Here is an 18,391-nt window from a genome sequence, read left to right on the forward strand (position 1 = left end):
GAAGGATCAGAAGCTCATCCAGGGGCGGGCGGACTACGCCTACGTGGTGATGCCGCGCCTGGCGGAGCGGCGCACCCAGCAGGGCGGCACCCTCTCGGGCGGCGAGCAGCAGATGCTCGCCGTCGGCCGGGCGCTCGTCGGAGGGCCGATGCTGCTGCTGCTCGACGAGCCGTCGAACCACCTCGACGACGCCTCGGCCGCGTACCTCGAGCGCGTGCTCGCCGACTGGCCGGGGATCGTGCTCGTCGCCAGCCACGATCGCGCGCTGCTCGACGCCATCACAACGCGCATGATCGACCTCGATGCGAGCCCCGTGCCCGCGGCCGTGCTCGCCGATGCCCGTTCGGCCGGCATCGGGGTGGACGCGGTGGACCCGTTCGCGGGCCCGCTGCGCACCGCGGCCGAGCACGAGATGCTCGAGGCCGACGACACCGAGGATCCGGGATCCGGTCTCGGCACCCGCGTCTGGGGCGTCGGCTTCTCGGCGGCGCGCGTGGAGCGCGCGGCCGAGATGCGGCGCTGGCGCGAACGCTACGCCGCCGAGCAGTCGGAACTGGCATCGCTCGCGCACGAGATCGCGGTCGGCGCGCACGAGGTGAACAAGAAGTCCGAGTCGAAGTCGGAGTCGCGCATCACGCGCAAGTTCTACGCCGACAAGGACGCGCGGGTCACCTCGCGCAGGGCCCGGAATGCGCGCGGCCGCCTGGCCGAGCTGCAGCGGCACCGCGTGCGGCGCCCACCGGAGCCCCTGCGCTTCGCCGGGATCCCGGTGCCCGTACGCGAGTCGCCGAACGAGCTGCGGCACGAGGACGAGGCGGCGCTGCGCGTCGACCGCGTCGGCTTCGCCGGCAGGCTCGCTCCCGTCTCGTTCGAGCTGGAGCGTGGCGGGCGTCTGCTGCTGCTCGGACCGAACGGCGCGGGCAAGTCGACACTGCTCGGGATCCTCGCCGGTGCGCTCGAGCCGACCACCGGCACGCTCGAGCGGGCCGAGGGGATGCGCTTCGGCTACCTGCCGCAGGAGGTGCGCTTCGCGCGCCCCGAGCGCAGCGCGGCCGACAGCTATGCGGCGCTCGTCGGGCGACGGCGGGCCGACGAGCGCCCGCTCGCCGAGAGCGGCCTGCTCGCCCCGCGCGACGTCGACCGCCCAATCGGTACGCTCAGCGTCGGCCAGCGACGCCGGGTCGCACTCGCGGCCCTGCTGATCGATCCGCCCGAGCTGCTGCTGCTCGATGAGCCGACCAACCACCTCTCGCTCACCCTCGTGGAGGAGCTGGAGGAGGCGCTCGCCGGGTTCGCCGGCACCCTCGTGATCGCGTCGCACGACCGCTGGATGCGTTCGCAGTGGATCGGCGACACCCTCGCGGTGGTGCCCGAGGGCGAGGAGGCGGCCACGGCTCTTCGCCCGTCCCGCTAACCGCTCCAGGCGCGCCACAGGCGCGCGAAGTGCCCGTCGGAGCGGTCGAGCAGCTCGGAGGGCGGGGCGCATTCGACAAGCGCCCCGCCCTCGAGCACCGCGACCCGATCCGCGTCGAGCGCCTGGGTCAGCCGGTGCGCGATTACGATCGAGGTGCGGCCGCGGCCGACCTCGCGCAGGGCATCCTCGAGCACCCCGTCCGGCCCCGCGTGGGCGGTCGCCTCGTCGAGCACCACGACGGCAGGATCCGCGAGTAGCACCCGAGCCAGCGCGATCTGCTGGAGCAGCAGGTGGTCCGGCTCGGGGACGGTCCCGAGGCCGTCTGGCAGCGTCCCGGGATCCCGGCCGACCCGGCGCAGCGCGGCGGCGAGCTGCCCGTCATCGGCGCCGGGATCGGCCAGTCGGAGGTTGTCGGCCACGGTGCCCCCGAACAGGTGCGATTCCTGCGTCACGAGCAGCACGGCGGGCCGCGCGGCGGATCCCCCGCGGCCCGGGAGCGAGGCGGTCTCGGCCGGTGCTCCTCCCACCCGGACCGTCCCGGATCCGGGGCCGCCGATCCCGGCGATGAGCCGCCCGAGGGTCGACTTCCCCGATCCCGAAGCGCCGACGAGCGCCAGGGTCGATCCGGCCGGGATCATGAGGCTGATCCCGCTGAGCGCGTCGGCCCGGGCACCCGGGTAGCGGTAGGACGCGGACTCGATACGGATCGTGGCGTCCTCGATGGGGCGCACCGACCTCCCGGGAAGGAATCCGGCACCGGCACCGACACCACCACCGGCGAGCTGCTGCACGCCGACGAGGCGTTCGAGCCCGGCGAGGGCCCGCTGCAGATCGTCGATGCTGCCGAGCAGCCCACCGATCGGGCCGAAGAGCCGGTGGAAGAAGAGCGCGCCGGCGGTGACACCGCCGATCGAGAGGGCTCCGGCGCCCGCCCGCACGAACCCGATCGCGAGCACCGCGCCGAGCCCCACGAACTCCGCGAGGTTCAGCCCGCCGACGAAGCGGTTGCGCGCCCGCGCGGCCTCCCGCTGCGTCTCGACCGCGCGCAGGCTGGCCTCGGCGATCCGGCCGAGTCGATCCTGCTGCAGGCGGTGCGCGCGCACCGTGTCGGCGCCGGCCACGGAGTCGATGATCACCTGCCCGCGCAGCGCTTCCTCCCGCCGCAGCCGCGTGTAGATCGGGCGCGATCGGCGGAGGAAGCGGACCGTGATCCAGACCTGGATCGGCACCGCGAGGAGCGCGCCGAGCGCGAGCCACGGGTCCACCGCGGTCAGCCCGACGGCGGTCAGCACGATCGTGAATCCGGCCTGCAGGAATCTCGGGAGCACCCCGGAGACGGCGTCGGTCACGGCCTCCACGTCGCCGGTCACCCGGGCGACGATGTCACCGCTCCCGGCCTCCTCCACCCGGCCGAGGTCGATCGAGAGCGCCGCGGCGAAGACGTCCTCGCGCAGCCGGGCGAGTGCCCGCTGCAGGCACCCGACGAGCAGGACCCCACCGCCCCACTCGAGTCCGGCCGCGACCGCGCCGGATCCGAGCAGCGCCGCACAGCGCAGCGCCAGTTCGAGTGCGTCGCGCCCCGCGATCACCGCGTCGACGAGCGAGCCGAGCAGCCAGGGCACGAGCAGGCCGGCCGCCGCACCTGCGGCGAGCAGGAGCGTCGCGGCGGCGAGCCGCCAGGGATCCCTGAGCAGAAGTCCCATCGACGCCCGGGCGGTCGCGCGCGCGGAGGCCACGGGCAGCGCGCGCGTCACCGCGGTGCTCCCGCGGCCATCGGGCGCTCCGGAGGCTCCGGCGCACCCCGCTCGACCACGGTCGCGCAGGAGTCGAGGAGCACCCGGCTTCCGGTGATCACCAGGATCGGTCGTCCCAGGCCCGCGAGCCGCTCGGCGACGCGCTGCTCGGTCACCGGATCGAGCGCGGTGGTCGGTTCATCGAGCACGACGGCGTCGCCTCCGGCGTGCAGGGCCCGAGCGAGGAGCACGCGCTGCCGCTGTCCGCCCGACAGCCGCGCACCCCGCTCGCCGATGTCGCCGTCGAGTCCGCCGAGCTGATCCACGACGTCCTCGAGCGCCGCCGCACGCAGCAGTTCCGGATCCACCGGCCCGCCGCACGACACGTTGTCTCGGAGTGACCCGGAGAAGAGCACCGCATCGTGCGGCGGCGCCACGATCCGTGCGGCGTATCGGTGCGGCCCGAGCACGGGCGCATCGTGCCCGCCGACCCGCAGCTCCCCGGGTCCCGGGGCCCGACGGAAGCCCAGGCGATCGGAGGCCTCCCGTGCGGCGGCCGCGGTGCGCACCCGGAGCCCGACGAGTCCGGATCCTGGCCGGAGCACGATCGAGGGCCCCTCCGCAGGATCCCACCGGAGCGGTTCGGATTCGGGACCGGCCGGAACCGCCTCTGCGGAGTCATCCGCCGCGTGCGTCACCGGCAGCGCGTACGATTCGGCGGCGAGCGCGTGGAGGCGCCGGGTCGAGGCCCGCTTGTGCGCCCAGTTCGCCCCGAAGGTGCCGACGTGGTCGAGCGATGCCTGCAGGAATTGGGCGAGCCCGACCACGGTGACGAGCTGCCCCGGGGTGATCCGTCCATCGACCGCCAGCCATGCGGCGGCGAGCGCGAGCGCCGCGAGGTAGGCCACCGATACCGCCCGGCTGACCGCCTGGTAGGTGAGCAGCATGCGCGCCGCCGCGACCGCGCCGCGCCGCGAGGCCTCGCTCGCGGTCCCGTAGCGCGCCACGGCCTCGCTCTGCGCCCCGAGCCCGTGGACCGTGCGCAACCCCGCGAGGGTGTCGGCGGCGACCTCGCTGGCGCGGGCGACCGACGCCTGCTCGGTCATGCCGATGCGCTCGAGGGGTCGTGCGAGGGTCTGCATCACGACGAGCACGAGGGCCGCTCCGAGCAGCACGCCGAGGCCGAGCGGCACCGAGATCGCGAGGAGCACCCCCGAGGACACGAGCACGGCCGCGACGGTCGCCGTCTGTTCGACGATGCTCCAGGAGACTCCGGCCACCCGATAGGTGTCGCTCGTGACGATCGAGAGCACCTCCCCGTCGGCGCGTCTGCGCCGGAGCCGATGCGGATGGAGGACGCGCGCGACGGCGAGCTGGCGCAGCGCGTGCTCGCCGTGCCCATAGACGCGGACCATGCCGAGGGAGGCGGCCTGGTAGCTGGCCGTGAGCACCGTGAAGACCCCGCCGAGCACCGCCAGCCAGACCAGCAGGGCGACGGGATCGCTCGGCCCGATCGCCCGGTCGACGATCACGCCGATGAGCACCGGCACGGCGGTCTCGCACGCCTGGTGCACCATGAGGCCGACAGCGCCCCAGGCCAGGCGGGATCCGCGACCTTCGCGCAGCAGGGCGAGGCGCAGCATCGCGCGGATCCGGAGCTGCTCCGGTGGGCTGATCGACTCGTTCATCGGCCCCAACCGTAGTGTCGCGGGGTTCGGATCGCGCGACAGGCTGTGTTTCGAATCGGACATCACTAGGCTGAGGCACGATCCCAGGAGAGGACGAACGTGCTGAGACCGCCCGGCGCCGCAGCGCCCTCCGACGTGCCCGCGCACCGTCGGGTCGTGCCCGAGGGCTTCCTGCTGACCACCCGGGCCCTCGGGTACCGCTACCTCGACGATTCCGATGGCTGCCGGGAGGAGGAGCACCGGCACGACGAGCACACGGTGCTCTGGCCGGAGCGCGGGATCGCGGATGTACGGGTATCGGGCCGCACGTGGCGCCTCGCCCTCGGGCAGGGGCTCTGGGTGCCGGCCGGCACCCCGCACGCCGCCGATCGCGACGCGAATTCGACGCTGTGGGCGAGCTACATCCTCTCCGAGGCCTGGCCGCGGGAGGTCGGGTCGGTCGGTCCGGTGGTCGTGAACGCGGCGCTGCGCCACCTGCTGATCCACCTCGCGGCGACCGCGATGCCTCGGGAGCAGCGGCTGCGGGCGCAGGCGGTGTGCATGGATCTGGTGACCGCCGAGACCCGGCCGACGGTGCAGCTCCCGCTCCCCCGGGATCCGCGTATCGCGAGCATCGCCGCCGCGATCATGCGGGATCCTGCCGACGACCGCTCGATCGAGCAGTGGGCCGCGCTCACGGCGCAGAGCGCGCGGACGATCGCTCGAGGATTCCGCGCCGAGACGGGCCTGACCTTCAGCCAGTGGCGCACCGCGGCGCGGCTGGCCCGCGCCGCTCAGCTGCTCGACGAGGGGCTTCCGGTGGGCGTGGTCGCCCGCCGGGTGGGCTACGCGACGAACAGCGCGTTCACCGCCGCGTTCAAGCGGGTGATGCGCGAGACCCCGCGCGAGTTCGCGCCCTCCGGCACGAGCTGACCCGGTTCTCGCGGCGCGGACCGTTCGCGCCGCGAGGCGGCACCCTGGACCCGGCGCGCACCGACGCCGCTGTCCGCTGCGCGATGAAGCGTGTCCGGACCCCGCAACCGCGCGGAACTAACATCAGATCTTGGTTAGGGTAGCCTTCCCTGCATTCTGTGTCCGTTCCAAACGAAAAGGTGCCTCCATGTCCTGGCTCCGCCGGTCCGCTCCCATCGCAGCGCTGCTCGCCGCAGTACTCGCTCTCTCCGCCTGCGCCGGCGGAAGCCCCGCCGAACCCGCGGCGGGCGCTACGGGCGGTGCGGGATTCCCGGTCACCATCGAACACGTGCACGGCAAGACCGAGATCCCGGCGAAGCCGAAGCGCATCGTCACGATCGGCTGGATGACCGAGGACATCGTGGCGGCGCTGGGCACCGCACCGGTGGGCGTGCCCTCCGCTTGGGGCGGCGACAAGGACGGGTTCACCCCCTGGTTCCGCTCGCAGGTGACCGAAGTGCTGAAGGCCGATCTGCCGACGGTGCTCAAGGAGGGGGAGGATCCCGACTTCGAGCAGATCCTCTCGCTGCAGCCCGATCTGATCCTCGCACCGCACTCGGGCGTCACCGAGACCCAGTACCAGCGCCTCAGCGAGATCGCGCCGACCGTCGCCTACGCTGAACGCCCTTGGACCTCCGGATCCTGGAAGAAGCTCACCCGCACGGTCGCGACCGCGCTCGGCGAGAAGGCGCTGGGCGAGAAGCTCATCGCGCAGACCGAGGACCGGATCGACGCGGCCGTGAAGGCCCACCCCAAGCTGCGGGGCACCGACTTCCTCTACGGGCTCACCCTGCCCGAGGGCTCCACCGAGCTCGGCCTCTACATCTCGAAGGACCCGCGCGTCGCGTTCCTCCGCGAATTCGGACTCGTCGACTCCCCCGATCTCGGCAAGGCGCTCGGCAACATCGGCAGCGACGACTTCTACGGAGCCGTCAGCCTCGAGAAGCTCGGCGAGATCAAGAGCGACCTCTTCGTCGGCTGGTCGCGCTCCGCGTCCGAGACGAAGGCGACGCTCGCGAACCCGGTGTTCTCGCGCTGGACCCCGATCGCCGACGGCCGCTTCTACTTCATCGAGGACGAGACGATGGGCATGGCGACCAACGGTCCGACGGTGCTCAGCATCCCCTGGGCGATCGACGCGGGCTTCGTCGACGAGCTCTCGAAGGCTGCCGAGGGCGGCTCGGTCGTGCGTCCGGCGAAGCCGTAGGCCCCGCGATGCGTTCGAACGTTCCCGCGGCCGGCGCCCCCGAGGTCTACGTCCCGCGCGTGCACCGGGCCGAGGTCACCGCCGTGCGCGTGCTCGGCCCGGGCATGTCGCGCGTCACCTTCGCCGGCGACGACCTCCGCGATTACCCGACCACCGGGATCGGCGACGAGTACGTCCGTCTGTTCTTCCCCGACGCACCCGACGACGAACTCCGGATGCCGGCCGTCGACGGCCGCGGCTGGAGCTACCCGGAGGGGGTCGAACCGATGGAGATGCGCACCTACACGATCCGGGATCGTCGACCGGGAGAGATCGACATCGACTTCGTCCTGCACGACGGCGGCATCGCCGCGGAATGGGCGAAGCAGGCGAGCCCCGGCCAGGCCATCGCCCTCAACCCGCCGACGGCGCTCTACGAGCGGCCGACGCACGCCACCCACCAGCTGCTCGTCGCCGACGAGCCGGCGCTGCCCGCGGCGCTCCGCATCGCGGAGCTCACCGCGGGATCGGTCGCCACGACCATCATCGCTGAGGTCCGCAGCGCCGAGCACGAGCTCCTGCCGGAGCTCCCCGCGGGCGTCGACGTGCGCATCGTCTGGGTGCGCGGCACGGGCAACGGCCACGCGCCGAGCGCCCTCGTCCCCGCGCTCCGCAAGGTCGCCGCCGGGCCCGACGCCTACGTCTGGGTCGCCGGCGAAGCCAGGCTCACCCGCGAGGCGCGCAAGCACCTGCGCCACGAGCTCGGGCTCCCGGCCGACGCGTACAAGTGCATCGGGTACTGGACCGAGCGCGGTGAGGAATGGGAGGCGCGCTACGCGGCCCAGGGTCCCGAGTTCGACGCGAAGATCCAGGCGCTCTACGACAGCGACCGGGACATCGAGGACATCATCGACGACGTCTCCCGCCTCTTCGAGGCCGCCGAGCTGTGACCGCGCACCCGATCACCGCCGAGGCGGCGGCCGCGCGCGAGGCCCCGGGAGGGCTCGCGCGCGGCAACGCCGCGCGCACCGTCGGACTGCTGATCGCCATCGCGGTGCTCGTCGCCTGCGTGTTCCTGAGCATCGGAGTCGGTGCTCGCGGCATCGAGCCGGGCACGATCTGGGACGCGGTGTTCGCCTTCGACCCCGCGAACGACGAGCACGTGATGGTGCGCGAGCTCCGGATCCCCCGCACCATCACCGGCCTCGTGGTCGGACCGGCGCTCGGGCTCTGCGGCGCCCTGATCCAGTCGTTCACACGCAACCCGCTGGCCGACCCCGGGATCCTCGGCGTGAACGCCGGCGCCACCTTCGCCGTCACCCTCGCGGTCGGCCTCCTCGGTGTCACCGAGCCCCTCGGGTACGTCTGGTTCGCCCTCGCCGGAGCCGGCATCGTCACGATCGTCGTGTACCTGCTCGGCTCCATCGGCGGCACCCGGGCGACCCCGGCGAAGCTCACGCTCGCGGGCGTCGCGATCAGCGCGGCGCTCGGCGGGGTCACGACCGCGCTGACCCTCGCGAACCGGAGGATCTTCGACGACCTGCGGTTCTGGGGTGTCGGATCGATCGGCGGGCGCGACCTCGAGACGGTGCTGTCCTTCGCACCGTTCATCGTGGTCGGCACCGTGCTCGGCCTCGCGACCGCGCGGTCCCTCAACGCGCTCGCCCTCGGGGACGAGCTCGGCGCCGCACTCGGCGTTCGAACGGCCCGCGTCCGGGTGGTCGTGATCGTCGCGGTCACGCTGCTCGCCGGAACCGCGACCGCGGTCGCCGGACCGATCGCGTTCGTCGGCCTCATGGTGCCGCACGCCGTGCGCTGGTTCGTGGGACCCGACCAGCGCTGGATCTTCCTCTACACCCTGGTGGTATCGGCGATCCTGCTGCTGGTCTCGGACGTCCTGGGGCGGATCATCCTGCCGAGCGGCGAGCTCCGCGTCGGGCTCGTCACGGCCATCGTCGGCGCACCCGTGCTGATCCTGCTCGCACGCCGGAGGACGGTGAGCGGACTGTGACGCTCGGACGGACCATCCACCGGGGCTACCCGTCGACCGTGCGGCGGCACGCGAAGGCGGGCCCGGATCGCGGCTACCGCGCCATCGCGCTGCGCCGCGGACGCTTCTCGGGCGTCGTGCCCGCACGCACCCTCACCGTGTGCGCAGCCCTGCTGCTCGGGATCCTCGTGCTCGGCGTCGTCGCCCTCGGGATCGGCACCGTGCCGCTGTCGCCCGATCAGGTGATCGGCGCGTTCCTCGGCACCGGCGACCCGCAGTCGAGACTGCTCGTGCTCGGCTGGCGCCTGCCCCGCGCGCTCTTCGCCGTGGCCGCCGGGGCGGCGCTCGCGATCTCCGGTGCGATCTTCCAGTCGCTCACCCGCAACCCGCTCGGCTCCCCCGACGTGATCGGGTTCTCCGCCGGCTCCTACACCGGAGCGATCATCGTGATGCTCGCGCTCGGATCCACCCGCTACCTCGACGTCGCGGCCGGATCCCTCATCGGCGGCGGCATCACCGCCGCCTGCGTCTACCTGCTCGCCCTGCGCCGCGGCACCCTGCAGCCGTTCCGCCTCATCATCATGGGGATCGGCGTCGCCGCGCTGCTCTCGTCCGTGAACTCGGCCCTCATGCTCTTCGTCGATTCCGAGACTGCGATGCTCGGAGCGGTGTGGTCGGCGGGATCCCTCAACGGGCTCGGCACGGCGCAGCTGCTGCCGATGGTGCTCGTGCTCGCGGTGCTGCTCATCGGCGTCGCCGCGCTCGCGACGCCGCTGCGCCAGCTCGAGCTCGGCGACGACGCGGCACGGGCGCTCGGCACCCGCGTCGGGCTCGCCCGGGTCGGCGCCGTGATCCTCGGCGTCGCGCTCACCGCGCTCGTGACGGCCGCGGCCGGGCCCATCGCCTTCGTCGCGCTCGCGGCCCCGCAGATCGCGCACCGGCTCACCCGCGGATCCGGGCTGCAGCTCATCCCGTCGGCGCTCGCCGGCGCCCTCATGCTGCTCGCCTCGGACACCCTCGCGCAGCGCCTCGGGTTCCCCGTCGGCGTGATCACCGCGTCGCTCGGCGGCGTCTACCTGGCCTGGCTGCTGGCCGATGAATTCCGGAGGAGAAGATGAAGAACCGCGAACCGGACCCGCTGCACGCGCCCGACGGAGCGAATGCGCTCACCGCCGCCGGCCTCACCGTGGGCTACGACGGCCGGATGATCTGCAACGGGGTCGATCTGTCGATCCGTGACGGTTCCTTCACCGCGGTGATCGGGCCGAACGCGTGCGGCAAGTCGACCCTGCTCCGCGCGCTCGCCCGGATCCTTCCGCGCGAGAGCGGCTCCGTGCTGCTGGACGGACGCGAGATCCTCGATCTGCCCGCAAAGGAACTGGCTCGGCGGCTCGGGCTGCTCCCCCAGACCTCGATCGCGCCCGAGGGCATCCGCGTCGCAGACCTCATCGCTCGAGGCAGGCACCCGCACCAGCGGCTCTTCGATCGCTGGTCGGCGGCCGATGAGGCCGCGGTGGTCCGCGCGCTCGACGCGACCGGCACCACCGAACTGTCCGGCCGGCTCGTCGACGAGCTCTCCGGCGGGCAGCGCCAGCGCGTCTGGCTCGCCATGGCGCTCGCCCAGGAGACCCCGCTGCTCCTGCTCGACGAGCCGACCACCTACCTCGACATCGCCCACCAGTACGCCCTGCTCGAGCTGTTCGAGCGGCTGCGGGCCGCGCACGGGCGGACGATCGTCGTCGTGCTGCACGACCTCAACCAGGCCGCGCGCTACGCGAGCAACCTCGTGGTGATGCGCGAGGGCGAGGTCGTCGCCTCGGGCGCGCCCGCCGATGTGCTCACCTCTGATCTCGTCGAGGAGGTCTACGGGCTGCCCTGCCGGGTCGAACCGGATCCCGAGACCGGTGCGCCCATGGTGATCGCGCGGCGCGGGCTCGCGGCGGTCGCCGAGCGGCGCGCGGCAGCCTGAACCGAGGCCGTCCCGGGGCCGGATCCGGGCAGTCGCGACGGACCCCGAAGTACGTCTCGACGAAGTCGAAGATCCGGCTCAGCGGCCCCTGAATTCGGGGTTTTCACTCTCTCGCGAGGCTTGTTACGGTTGACCGTCCCCGCCCGAGAATCCCCGATGAGGAGCCATGTCAGACGTCGATATCTCACGTCCGCACGACTACGATCACAGCCACGCCGACGTCTCGTCGGGTTGGCTGCGCGCCTCCGTGTTCGGGGCGATGGACGGGCTCGTCTCGAACCTCGGACTCATCACCGGCATCGCCGCCGCCGGCGCCGCGCCGGGCATCGTCGCGATCACCGGCATCTCGGGCCTCATCGCGGGCGCGATCTCGATGGCCCTCGGCGAGTTCACCTCGGTCCGCACCCAGAACGAGCAGCTCGACGCGGAGGTACTGACCGAGCGCGCCGCGCTCGAGCGCAACCCCATCGGCGAGGAGGCGGAGCTCGCCGCGCTGTTCGCCGGGCTCGGCATGGACGAACCGACCGCGAAACAGGCGGCGTCGCAGGTGCACGGCGATCACGAGCGGGCGCTGCGCGTGCACCTCGCGCACGAGCTCGGGCTGCACCCGGAGGAGAAGCCGTCGCCGTGGGTCGCGGCGATCTCGTCGTTCATCGCGTTCAGCATCGGCGCGCTGATCCCGATCCTCCCGTTCCTCTTCGGCTTCGGAACGCTGTGGACCGGCCTGATCTTCGGCGGCGCCGGCCTGCTGCTCGCCGGCGGGCTCGCGGCCTCGTTCACCCGCAAGAACCGAGCGCTCGGAGCCCTGCGCCAGCTGCTGTTCGGCGGCATCGCGGTCGCCGTCACCTATGCCGTCGGCACCGCGCTCGGCGTCTCCTCGATCGGGTAGTCCCGAGGGCTCCGCGCGCGGCGCGTTCATCGCTTCCACCCAACCCGACCCCGCTTTTTCGGACCTTCGGACGGAACGAACGCGCTCGTTGCTCAGCAGGATGGTGGCACCGCGTTCACGATCCGAGGAGCACCGATGCCCGCACGCCCAGCACCCGTCATGCGCGACGGGCTCCTCGACGTCGCAGCGATGACCGACGAGGTGCTCGAGCTGGTCCGCTGCGAGTCGCCCTCCGACGACCTCGCCGCGGTCGCGCGCAGCGCCGACGCGGTGGACGGCCTCGGCTCCCGCTTGCTCGGCCGCCGCGCCGAACGGATCGAGATCGACGGGGTCACCCACCTGCGCTGGCGCTTCGGCGGCACCCCCCGCGTGCTGCTGCTCGGCCACCACGACACCGTCTGGCCCGTCGGCTCCCTGCCCGCGCACCCGGCGGAGGTTCGCGACGGCCGGCTCACCGGCCCGGGATCCTTCGATATGAAGGCCGGGATCGTCATGGCGTTCCACGCCATCGCCGCGCTGCCGTCCCCCGACGGGGTCTCCCTGCTCATCACGGGCGACGAGGAGCCCGGATCCACGACCTCGCGCGCGCTCATCGAGGACGAGGCCCGGGGCTGCGCCGCCGCGCTCGTGCTCGAGGCAGCCGGCCCCGGGGGCGCGCTGAAGACGGAGCGCAAGGGCGTCTCGCGCTACGAGGTGCACGTGCGGGGCCGCGCCGCGCACGCGGGCCTCGAACCCGAGCGGGGCGTCAACGCGACCCTCGAACTGGCGCATCAGGTGCAGGCGGTCGCGGGGATCGGGGCGCCCGGGATCGGGACGACCGTCACCATGACCCGCGCCGAGGCCGGGACCACCTCGAACACCGTGCCCGCGCGCGGGCACTTCGCCGTCGACGTGCGCGCGACCTCCGCCGCCGAGCAGCAGCGCGTGCACGCCGAGATCGGCGCGCTCGCGGCCCATCTGCCCGGCGCCTCCGTCGAGGTGCTCGGCGGCGTGAACCGCCCGCCGCTCGACCTCCGGTCGTCCCGGGCGCTGTTCGCGCGCATCAGCCGGATCGCCGACGAGCTCGACCTCGGCCCGCTCGACTCGGTCGCCGTGGGCGGCGCGTCCGACGGCAACTTCACCGCGGGGGTCGGCACGCCCACCCTCGACGGACTCGGCGCCGTCGGCGGCGGCGCGCACGCGGACGACGAGCACGTGATCGTGTCCGAGCTCGAGCCCCGGGCGCGGCTGCTCTCAGTGCTCATCGCCGAGCTCCTCGCCGATGCCGATGCCGGCGCCAGAAGCGGAACCGGCACCGGCACCGACGCGGGAACCGCCACCGGCGGCACCGAGCCCGGCGAGCGGATCGGCCGTGCGTAGCGACGCATCGGGCCCCGATGCCGACGCCGACGCCCGCCTCGCCGAGCAGCGCTCGGGCATCGCGATCCGCGAACTCGACGACATGCGCTCGCTCGCGGCGGTGCAGCGCCTCTACGAGGCCGTCTGGCGCACCGGCCCCGCCGGCACCCCGGTCACGGCCGATCTGCTGCGCGCGCTCGCGAAGTCGGGCAATCCGGTGTTCGGCGCGTTCGACGGCGACGAACTGCTCGGCGCCTGCTTCGGGTTCAGCTCGCCGCCCGACACCGCGAACTTCCACAGCCACATCGCGGGCGTGACCGCGGGCGCGCAGGGGCGCAGCATCGGGCTCGCGCTCAAGCTGCGGCAGCGCGCGTGGGCGCTCGGGCGCGGCATGCGCACCATGACCTGGACCTTCGATCCCCTGATCCGCCGCAACGCCGTGTTCAACCTGGCGAAGCTGGGGGTGGAGCCGGTCGAATACCTCACCGATTTCTACGGCCAGATGGACGACGACGTGAACCGCGGCGACGCGAGCGACCGGCTGCTCGTCCGCTGGCATCTCGACCGCCCGCTGCCCCCGCACCGCGAGCAGGCCGTCCCGCCTCCGCCCGAGGCGATCCGGATCCCGGTGCCCGCCGACGTCGAGACGCTCCGCCTCGACGACCCGCTGCGCGCCGCCGGGTGGCGGCTCGACCTGCGCCGCGAGCTCGGCGCGCGCATGGCGGCCGGTGCGTCCGTGATCGGGTTCGCCCGCGACGGGCACTACCTGGTCGTCCCGGCGGCGGCTTCCGCCGCTTCGGCCGCCCCACCGGGCACCGCTCCGACCCCCGCAGAGAAGCAGGAGACCCCATGAAGCTCGCAGCGATCGAGACCCGCATCGTCGAGATGCCGCTCGTGACCCCGTTCCGCACCTCGTTCGGCACTGAGACGGTGCGCCAGGTGCTCGTGGTGCGCGCCGAGACCGACGAGGCCGAGGGCTGGGGCGAGTGCGGTGCCAGCGAGGCCCCGCTCTACTCGTCGGAGTACACGGAGGGTGCCGCAGCCGTGATCCGGGACTTCTTCGTCCCGGCGCTGCGAGAGGCGCAGCGCGGCCTCGGCGACGCGTTCGACGCGTACCGGATCGCGCCCGCGCTCGCCCCGTTCAAGGAGCACCGGCTCGCGAAGTCGGCGCTCGAGACGGCGATCCTCGATGCGCAGCTGCGGGCCCGCGGCGTCTCGTTCGCCTCGGCACTCGGCGCGGTGCGGGAGTCGGTGCCGTGCGGCGTCTCGCTCGGCATCACCGACACGATCGATCAGCTGCTCGACACGGTCGCGGCATCGCTCGACGCCGGCTACGTCCGCATCAAGCTCAAGATCGAACCGGGCTGGGACCTGGATCCCGTGCGCGCCGTGCGCGAGCGCTTCGGTGACATCGACCTGCAGGTCGACGCGAACGCCGCCTACCGGCGCAGCGATGCGCGCCTGCTCGCGAAGCTCGACGCGTTCGATCTCACGCTGCTCGAGCAGCCGCTGCCCGCCGACGATCTGCTCGGCCACGCGGCGCTCGCCCGCGAGATCTCGACCCCGATCTGCCTCGACGAGTCGATCACCTCCGCGCGGGCGGCGGCCACCGCGATCGAGCTCGGGGCCGTCCACATCGTCAACATCAAGCCGGGCCGCGTCGGCGGCTACCTCGAGGCGCGCCGGATCCACGATCTGTGCGCGGCGCACGACGTGCCGGTCTGGTGCGGCGGCATGCTCGAGACGGGGATCGGCCGGGCCGCGAACGTGGCCCTCGCCGCGCTCCCCGGTTTCCTGCTGCCGGGCGACACCTCCGCCTCGGAGCGCTACTTCGCGACCGACCTCACCGAGCCGTTCCGGCTCGAGGAGGGGCGCATTGCCGTGCCGACCGGGCCCGGTCTCGGCGTCACCCCGATCCCCGAGGTGCTCGACCGGTTCACCGTGCGGCAGGATCGTCTGCCCTGCTAGCCTCTGGCTGCTGAGCACGCGACGAGCCGCACCCACGAGGCGCTGATCTGGAGGGCGACATGACCGGACGACCGGCGACCCATCGGCCGCAGACGAGCCTGACGCGCGTGCTCGAGGAGTTCGGCACGACGCTGCTCGACGTCGTCGCCGGCGAGATCACGGAGCGCACCGTCGAGGCGATCGTGATCCACGACCCGCTCGACGAGCCGGAGTCGCCGCGCGGTGCGCTCGTGCTCGGTGTCGGCGTGCGCGACGCCGGCGACGCGGTGCGGATGCTGCCCCGGCTCGGCCTGAGCGGGGCGGTCGCGCTCGTGGTCCGCGCGCCGTTCGCCGCTTCGCCCGAGGTGACCGCGGCCGCGGCGGAGTCGGGCGTCGCCGTGCTGTCGCTCACCCGCGGCACCGCCTGGGCGCACCTCGCCGGCCTGCTGCGCGCGCTCATGACCCCGGGCGACCCCGACGACGCCCGACCCGTCACCTTCGGCGGGATCCTCGCCGGCGACCTGTTCGCGGTCGCGAACGCGATCGCGGCCCTGCTCGGGTTCCCCGTCACCATCGAGGATCGCAACTCGCGGCTCGTCGCCTACTCCGCCCGGCAGGACGGCCCCGACGGCCGCGGCCCCGTGCAGGCGGTGCCGCCGCAGTACACCCGGATCCTCGAGGAGCGCGGCCTGTTCCAGGAGGTCTCGCGCAGCGAGCAGCCCGTGCTCGTCTCGGAGCTCGTCGCCGAGATCGACGCGCGCACCGTGCTCGCGGTCCGCGCGGGCGAGGAGGTGCTCGGCACGATCTGGGTGAGCACGGCCGAGCCGCTCAGCGCGGAGCACCTGCAGGCGCTGCACGATGCGGCGAAGCTCGTCGCTATGCACATGGTGTGGCAGCGCACCGACGCCGACGCCGAGCGCCGCAGGCGCGCGGGACTCCTGCGCACCGCGCTCGACGGCGGGACCGACGCGCCCGAGACCCTGCACCGGCTCGGCCTGCGCGACGAGGCGATGGTCGTGCTGGCCCTCACCCTCGTCGACGCGGCCCCCTCCGCACCCGATCGGATCTCGGCCGACCGCGTCTCCCCCGCGCTGCTCGCGGCGGAGCGCAAGCGGGTCGCCGACGCCTTCGCGGTGCACCTGGCGTTCGCGCACCCGCGGGCCGTGACGGGGCTGATCGGCGACGTCGCCTACGGCGTGCTCCCGAGCGGCGACGACGAATCGGCGGTGCGCTTGGCGACCGAGTTCCTCACCCGGGTGCGCTCGGCCCAGCAGCCCGTCGTCGGCATCGGCCGCGTCGCCCGCGACGGCGCCGAGCTCGCCCGATCCCGCTCGGGCGCGGACCGCGCGCTGCGCGTGCTCCGGGCGGCGTCCGGATCCCACCGCGCCGGGCCGGTCGTGCGCTTCGACGACGTGCACGCCGAGGCGCTGCTGCTCGAGCTCCCCGTGCCCGCGAAGGACCTCCCCTCGGGCGTCATCGCCCGGCTCGCCGCCTACGACGAGGAGCATCAGAGCGCGCTCGTCGACACGCTCCGCGCCTGGCTCGACGCGTTCGGCGACGTGGCCGCGGCGTCCGCCGCGATGTACGTGCACACCAACACGTTCCGGTACCGGCTGCGCCGCGTCACCGAGGTGGGGCTCATCGACCTCGACGACCCGGACGCGCGCTTCGCCGCGATGCTGCAGCTGCGCCTGCTCGCCCTCGCATCGGACCGCTGACCGGCGGCGCACCGCGGGCGGCATCCCGCCCAGCCGCGCGCGGCTCACCGCGGCGCGAACGCGCCGATCAGCAGGGGCACCGACACGAACAGCAGGATCGTCGCGACGCCGATCCCCGCCCACACCCAGCTGAGTCCCGATCCCTCGCCGGAATCGCGGACGCGCACCGCCGGAGCCTGCGCGGCGGGCGCGAGCGCCGCCGCGTACCGGCTCGTCTGGTGTTCCAGCAGATCGACGAGCCGCTGCGTGGCGAGCAGGAGGCGCCGCATCTCCTCCGGCTTCCAGAACGCCGTGGACGGCTTCAGGTACAGGGTCAGCCGCCCGTCGACCAGTTCGAGCTCGGCCTCGTGCGAGAACTCCAGCACCGCCTCGATGACGTCGGGGGTCAGCAGGACCAGGGCGTCGATCTGGCCGCCCGGCACGACGAAGAGCCGGAACCGCTCGGCGTAATCGCCCTCGAGCGCGAGCCGCTGCACGCCGCTGCGCGAGATCCCGGCCAGCGGGAGGATGCGCGCGCGGCGGTTCTTGAGGACGAGGTGCGGCACGGGGGTGCCGAGCTCGACCTCGACGAAGACGAACGCCCGGCGCACGTCGGCGGACGAGCGGTGTCCGGAACCGAACGCCCGATGCCGCCCCAGCGCGAAGCCGATCCCGTGCCCGCACGCACGGGCGTCACCCGAGAGCACGTCGCGTTCGACTCCCCGCAGGTGGCTGGGGAATCCGAGCCCGGGGCGCCGCACGTTCTCCTGCCGGGCGGCGAAGGCCAGGCCGTTCGCGCGGGCGAAGCCCTCGAGCCGCGCGCCCCGCATCGCGTCCCGCACGCGGGTGACCGCGAGGTGCACCACGGCGAGGGCCCAGAGCGCTGGGACCGCCGCGAGGAACGGGAGGACGCCCGCTCCGCGCAGCAGAATCACCGTCAGCGCGACGAACACGCAGAACGCGACGGCCGCCGCGCATGCGATCACGCCCACCGGTGGAGACCCGGGAGCCTGAGAGCCCCGCGCGTACCGGAGCACCCGGCGCATTCCGGGCCGGCGCCGCAGGGGCGAGAGATCCGCGTCGGACAGCCCGCCCCCGGGGCTCATCAGCGCCTCGAGAAGACCGCGTCGTACTCGGCGCCCGTCACCTCGACGACGTCGGTCAGCGGCACGTAGGTCGCGCGGTCGAGGAACTTGCGCAGCTGGACGAAGAGCACCCGATCCTTCTTGTTCTGCCACACCACGAGGTGCAGGGGGCCGCTGTCGACGACCGGACGCTTCATCACGAGCTCGCGGAAGTTGCGGGCGGAGAAGAGCGCGAGCGCCTCCTGCTCGTCGGTCCGGCGCAGGTCGAGCCGGGCGTCCGTGAACTGGGTGATCTTGCTCCCGGTCTCGGCCGAGGACCAGCCGAGGCCCATGAGACCGCGGCGCTTGAAGCGCCCCGGATCGGCCGAGAAGAACTCCTGGTGGGATTCCGCGTTGAACGTCGTCATGGGGGGGGCTTCCTTGTCGCTGGGATGAAGAGCGGGGGTCGGTTCCGCGAGTCGGATCGACCGTCTCCGCATCGCGCACATTACCAGACTTCCGTCA

At 73.4% G+C, this 18,391-nt stretch carries 16 protein-coding genes; 12 read left to right on the forward strand and 4 right to left on the reverse strand.

Going from position 1 to position 18,391, the window contains the following annotated elements; genetic code table 11:
* A partial coding sequence (locus XM48_RS05495) for an ATP-binding cassette domain-containing protein (protein WP_052961317.1) occupies positions 1 to 1,414 on the forward strand: 1,414 nt, incomplete at its 5' end.
* Here XM48_RS05495 and XM48_RS05500 read toward each other — a convergent pair.
* Positions 1,411 to 3,168, reverse strand: a complete 1,758-nt coding sequence (locus tag XM48_RS05500; protein ID WP_052961318.1) for an ABC transporter ATP-binding protein — start codon at positions 3,166 to 3,168, stop codon at positions 1,411 to 1,413. The two genes, XM48_RS05495 and XM48_RS05500, sit on opposite strands and share 4 nt — an antisense overlap.
* Positions 3,165 to 4,835 carry an ABC transporter ATP-binding protein gene (locus XM48_RS05505; protein ID WP_046454802.1) on the reverse strand — a complete coding sequence of 557 codons (1,671 nt, stop codon included), beginning with the start codon at positions 4,833 to 4,835 and terminating at the stop codon, positions 3,165 to 3,167. The genes XM48_RS05500 and XM48_RS05505 overlap by 4 nt, the downstream gene beginning before the upstream one ends.
* A 99-nt stretch (positions 4,836 to 4,934) precedes the next feature.
* On the opposite strand from XM48_RS05505, the gene XM48_RS05510 reads away from it, so the two are divergent.
* The 11 genes from XM48_RS05510 (at position 4,935) to XM48_RS05560 (ending at position 16,823) form a co-directional block, all read left to right on the forward strand.
* Complete coding sequence (locus tag XM48_RS05510; RefSeq protein WP_046454803.1) at positions 4,935 to 5,747, forward strand: AraC family transcriptional regulator; 813 nt, start codon at positions 4,935 to 4,937, stop codon at positions 5,745 to 5,747.
* A gap of 187 nt (positions 5,748 to 5,934) precedes the next feature.
* Positions 5,935 to 6,993 (forward strand): iron-siderophore ABC transporter substrate-binding protein, encoded by a 1,059-nt coding sequence (locus tag XM48_RS05515; protein ID WP_046454804.1) that lies wholly within the window; start codon positions 5,935 to 5,937, stop codon positions 6,991 to 6,993.
* A gap of 8 nt (positions 6,994 to 7,001) precedes the next feature.
* Positions 7,002 to 7,922, forward strand: coding sequence for a siderophore-interacting protein (locus XM48_RS05520; RefSeq protein ID WP_046454805.1), 921 nt, complete (start codon positions 7,002 to 7,004; stop codon positions 7,920 to 7,922).
* The gene (locus XM48_RS05525; protein ID WP_046454806.1) at positions 7,919 to 8,983 is read left to right on the forward strand and encodes an iron ABC transporter permease; all 1,065 of its coding nucleotides are present in this window, start codon (positions 7,919 to 7,921) and stop codon (positions 8,981 to 8,983) included. Before XM48_RS05520 ends, XM48_RS05525 begins: the two co-directional genes overlap by 4 nt.
* On the forward strand, positions 8,980 to 10,080 hold the full coding sequence (locus XM48_RS05530; RefSeq protein ID WP_231580813.1) for an iron chelate uptake ABC transporter family permease subunit: 1,101 nt from the start codon (positions 8,980 to 8,982) through the stop codon (positions 10,078 to 10,080). The genes XM48_RS05525 and XM48_RS05530 overlap by 4 nt, the downstream gene beginning before the upstream one ends.
* Complete coding sequence (locus tag XM48_RS05535; protein WP_046454807.1) at positions 10,077 to 10,931, forward strand: ABC transporter ATP-binding protein; 855 nt, start codon at positions 10,077 to 10,079, stop codon at positions 10,929 to 10,931. Before XM48_RS05530 ends, XM48_RS05535 begins: the two co-directional genes overlap by 4 nt.
* Before the next feature lie 166 nt (positions 10,932 to 11,097).
* Entirely contained in the window at positions 11,098 to 11,820 is a 723-nt protein-coding gene (locus tag XM48_RS05540; protein WP_046454808.1) for a VIT1/CCC1 transporter family protein, read from the forward strand.
* A 135-nt stretch (positions 11,821 to 11,955) separates the two neighbouring features.
* A complete protein-coding gene (locus tag XM48_RS05545; RefSeq protein ID WP_231580814.1) occupies positions 11,956 to 13,179 on the forward strand; it encodes a M20 family metallopeptidase in 1,224 nt (407 codons plus the stop codon).
* Positions 13,172 to 14,011 carry a GNAT family N-acetyltransferase gene (locus tag XM48_RS05550; RefSeq protein WP_197074152.1) on the forward strand — a complete coding sequence of 280 codons (840 nt, stop codon included), beginning with the start codon at positions 13,172 to 13,174 and terminating at the stop codon, positions 14,009 to 14,011. Before XM48_RS05545 ends, XM48_RS05550 begins: the two co-directional genes overlap by 8 nt.
* A complete protein-coding gene (menC, locus tag XM48_RS05555) occupies positions 14,008 to 15,126 on the forward strand; it encodes an o-succinylbenzoate synthase (protein WP_046454810.1) in 1,119 nt (372 codons plus the stop codon). The genes XM48_RS05550 and menC overlap by 4 nt, the downstream gene beginning before the upstream one ends.
* Before the next feature lie 59 nt (positions 15,127 to 15,185).
* Positions 15,186 to 16,823, forward strand: a complete 1,638-nt coding sequence (locus XM48_RS05560; protein ID WP_046454811.1) for a CdaR family transcriptional regulator — start codon at positions 15,186 to 15,188, stop codon at positions 16,821 to 16,823.
* Positions 16,824 to 16,867: 44 nt separating this feature from the next.
* On the opposite strand, the gene XM48_RS05565 is transcribed toward XM48_RS05560, so the two are convergent.
* The gene (locus tag XM48_RS05565; protein ID WP_046454812.1) at positions 16,868 to 17,794 is read right to left on the reverse strand and encodes a hypothetical protein; all 927 of its coding nucleotides are present in this window, start codon (positions 17,792 to 17,794) and stop codon (positions 16,868 to 16,870) included.
* A 113-nt stretch (positions 17,795 to 17,907) separates the two neighbouring features.
* On the reverse strand, positions 17,908 to 18,294 hold the full coding sequence (locus tag XM48_RS05570; protein ID WP_046454813.1) for a hypothetical protein: 387 nt from the start codon (positions 18,292 to 18,294) through the stop codon (positions 17,908 to 17,910).
* Between the last annotated feature and the right edge of the window lie 97 nt (positions 18,295 to 18,391).

Origin of the sequence: Leucobacter sp. Ag1 (genome assembly GCF_000980875.1) — a bacterium.
Classification (GTDB): domain Bacteria; phylum Actinomycetota; class Actinomycetes; order Actinomycetales; family Microbacteriaceae; genus Leucobacter; species Leucobacter iarius.

Excerpts from the sequence above, each read along its gene's own strand:
- XM48_RS05505 (WP_046454802.1), bottom strand. The coding sequence starts at position 4,835 with ATGAACGAGTCGATCAGCCCACCGGAGCAGCTCCGGATCCGCGCGATG.
- XM48_RS05515 (WP_046454804.1), top strand. The coding sequence starts at position 5,935 with ATGTCCTGGCTCCGCCGGTCCGCTCCCATCGCAGCGCTGCTCGCCGCA.
- XM48_RS05520 (WP_046454805.1), top strand. The coding sequence starts at position 7,002 with ATGCGTTCGAACGTTCCCGCGGCCGGCGCCCCCGAGGTCTACGTCCCG.
- XM48_RS05535 (WP_046454807.1), top strand. The coding sequence starts at position 10,077 with ATGAAGAACCGCGAACCGGACCCGCTGCACGCGCCCGACGGAGCGAAT.
- XM48_RS05540 (WP_046454808.1), top strand. The coding sequence starts at position 11,098 with ATGTCAGACGTCGATATCTCACGTCCGCACGACTACGATCACAGCCAC.
- XM48_RS05545 (WP_231580814.1), top strand. The coding sequence starts at position 11,956 with ATGCCCGCACGCCCAGCACCCGTCATGCGCGACGGGCTCCTCGACGTC.
- menC (WP_046454810.1), top strand. The coding sequence starts at position 14,008 with ATGAAGCTCGCAGCGATCGAGACCCGCATCGTCGAGATGCCGCTCGTG.
- XM48_RS05560 (WP_046454811.1), top strand. The coding sequence starts at position 15,186 with ATGACCGGACGACCGGCGACCCATCGGCCGCAGACGAGCCTGACGCGC.
- XM48_RS05570 (WP_046454813.1), bottom strand. The coding sequence starts at position 18,294 with ATGACGACGTTCAACGCGGAATCCCACCAGGAGTTCTTCTCGGCCGAT.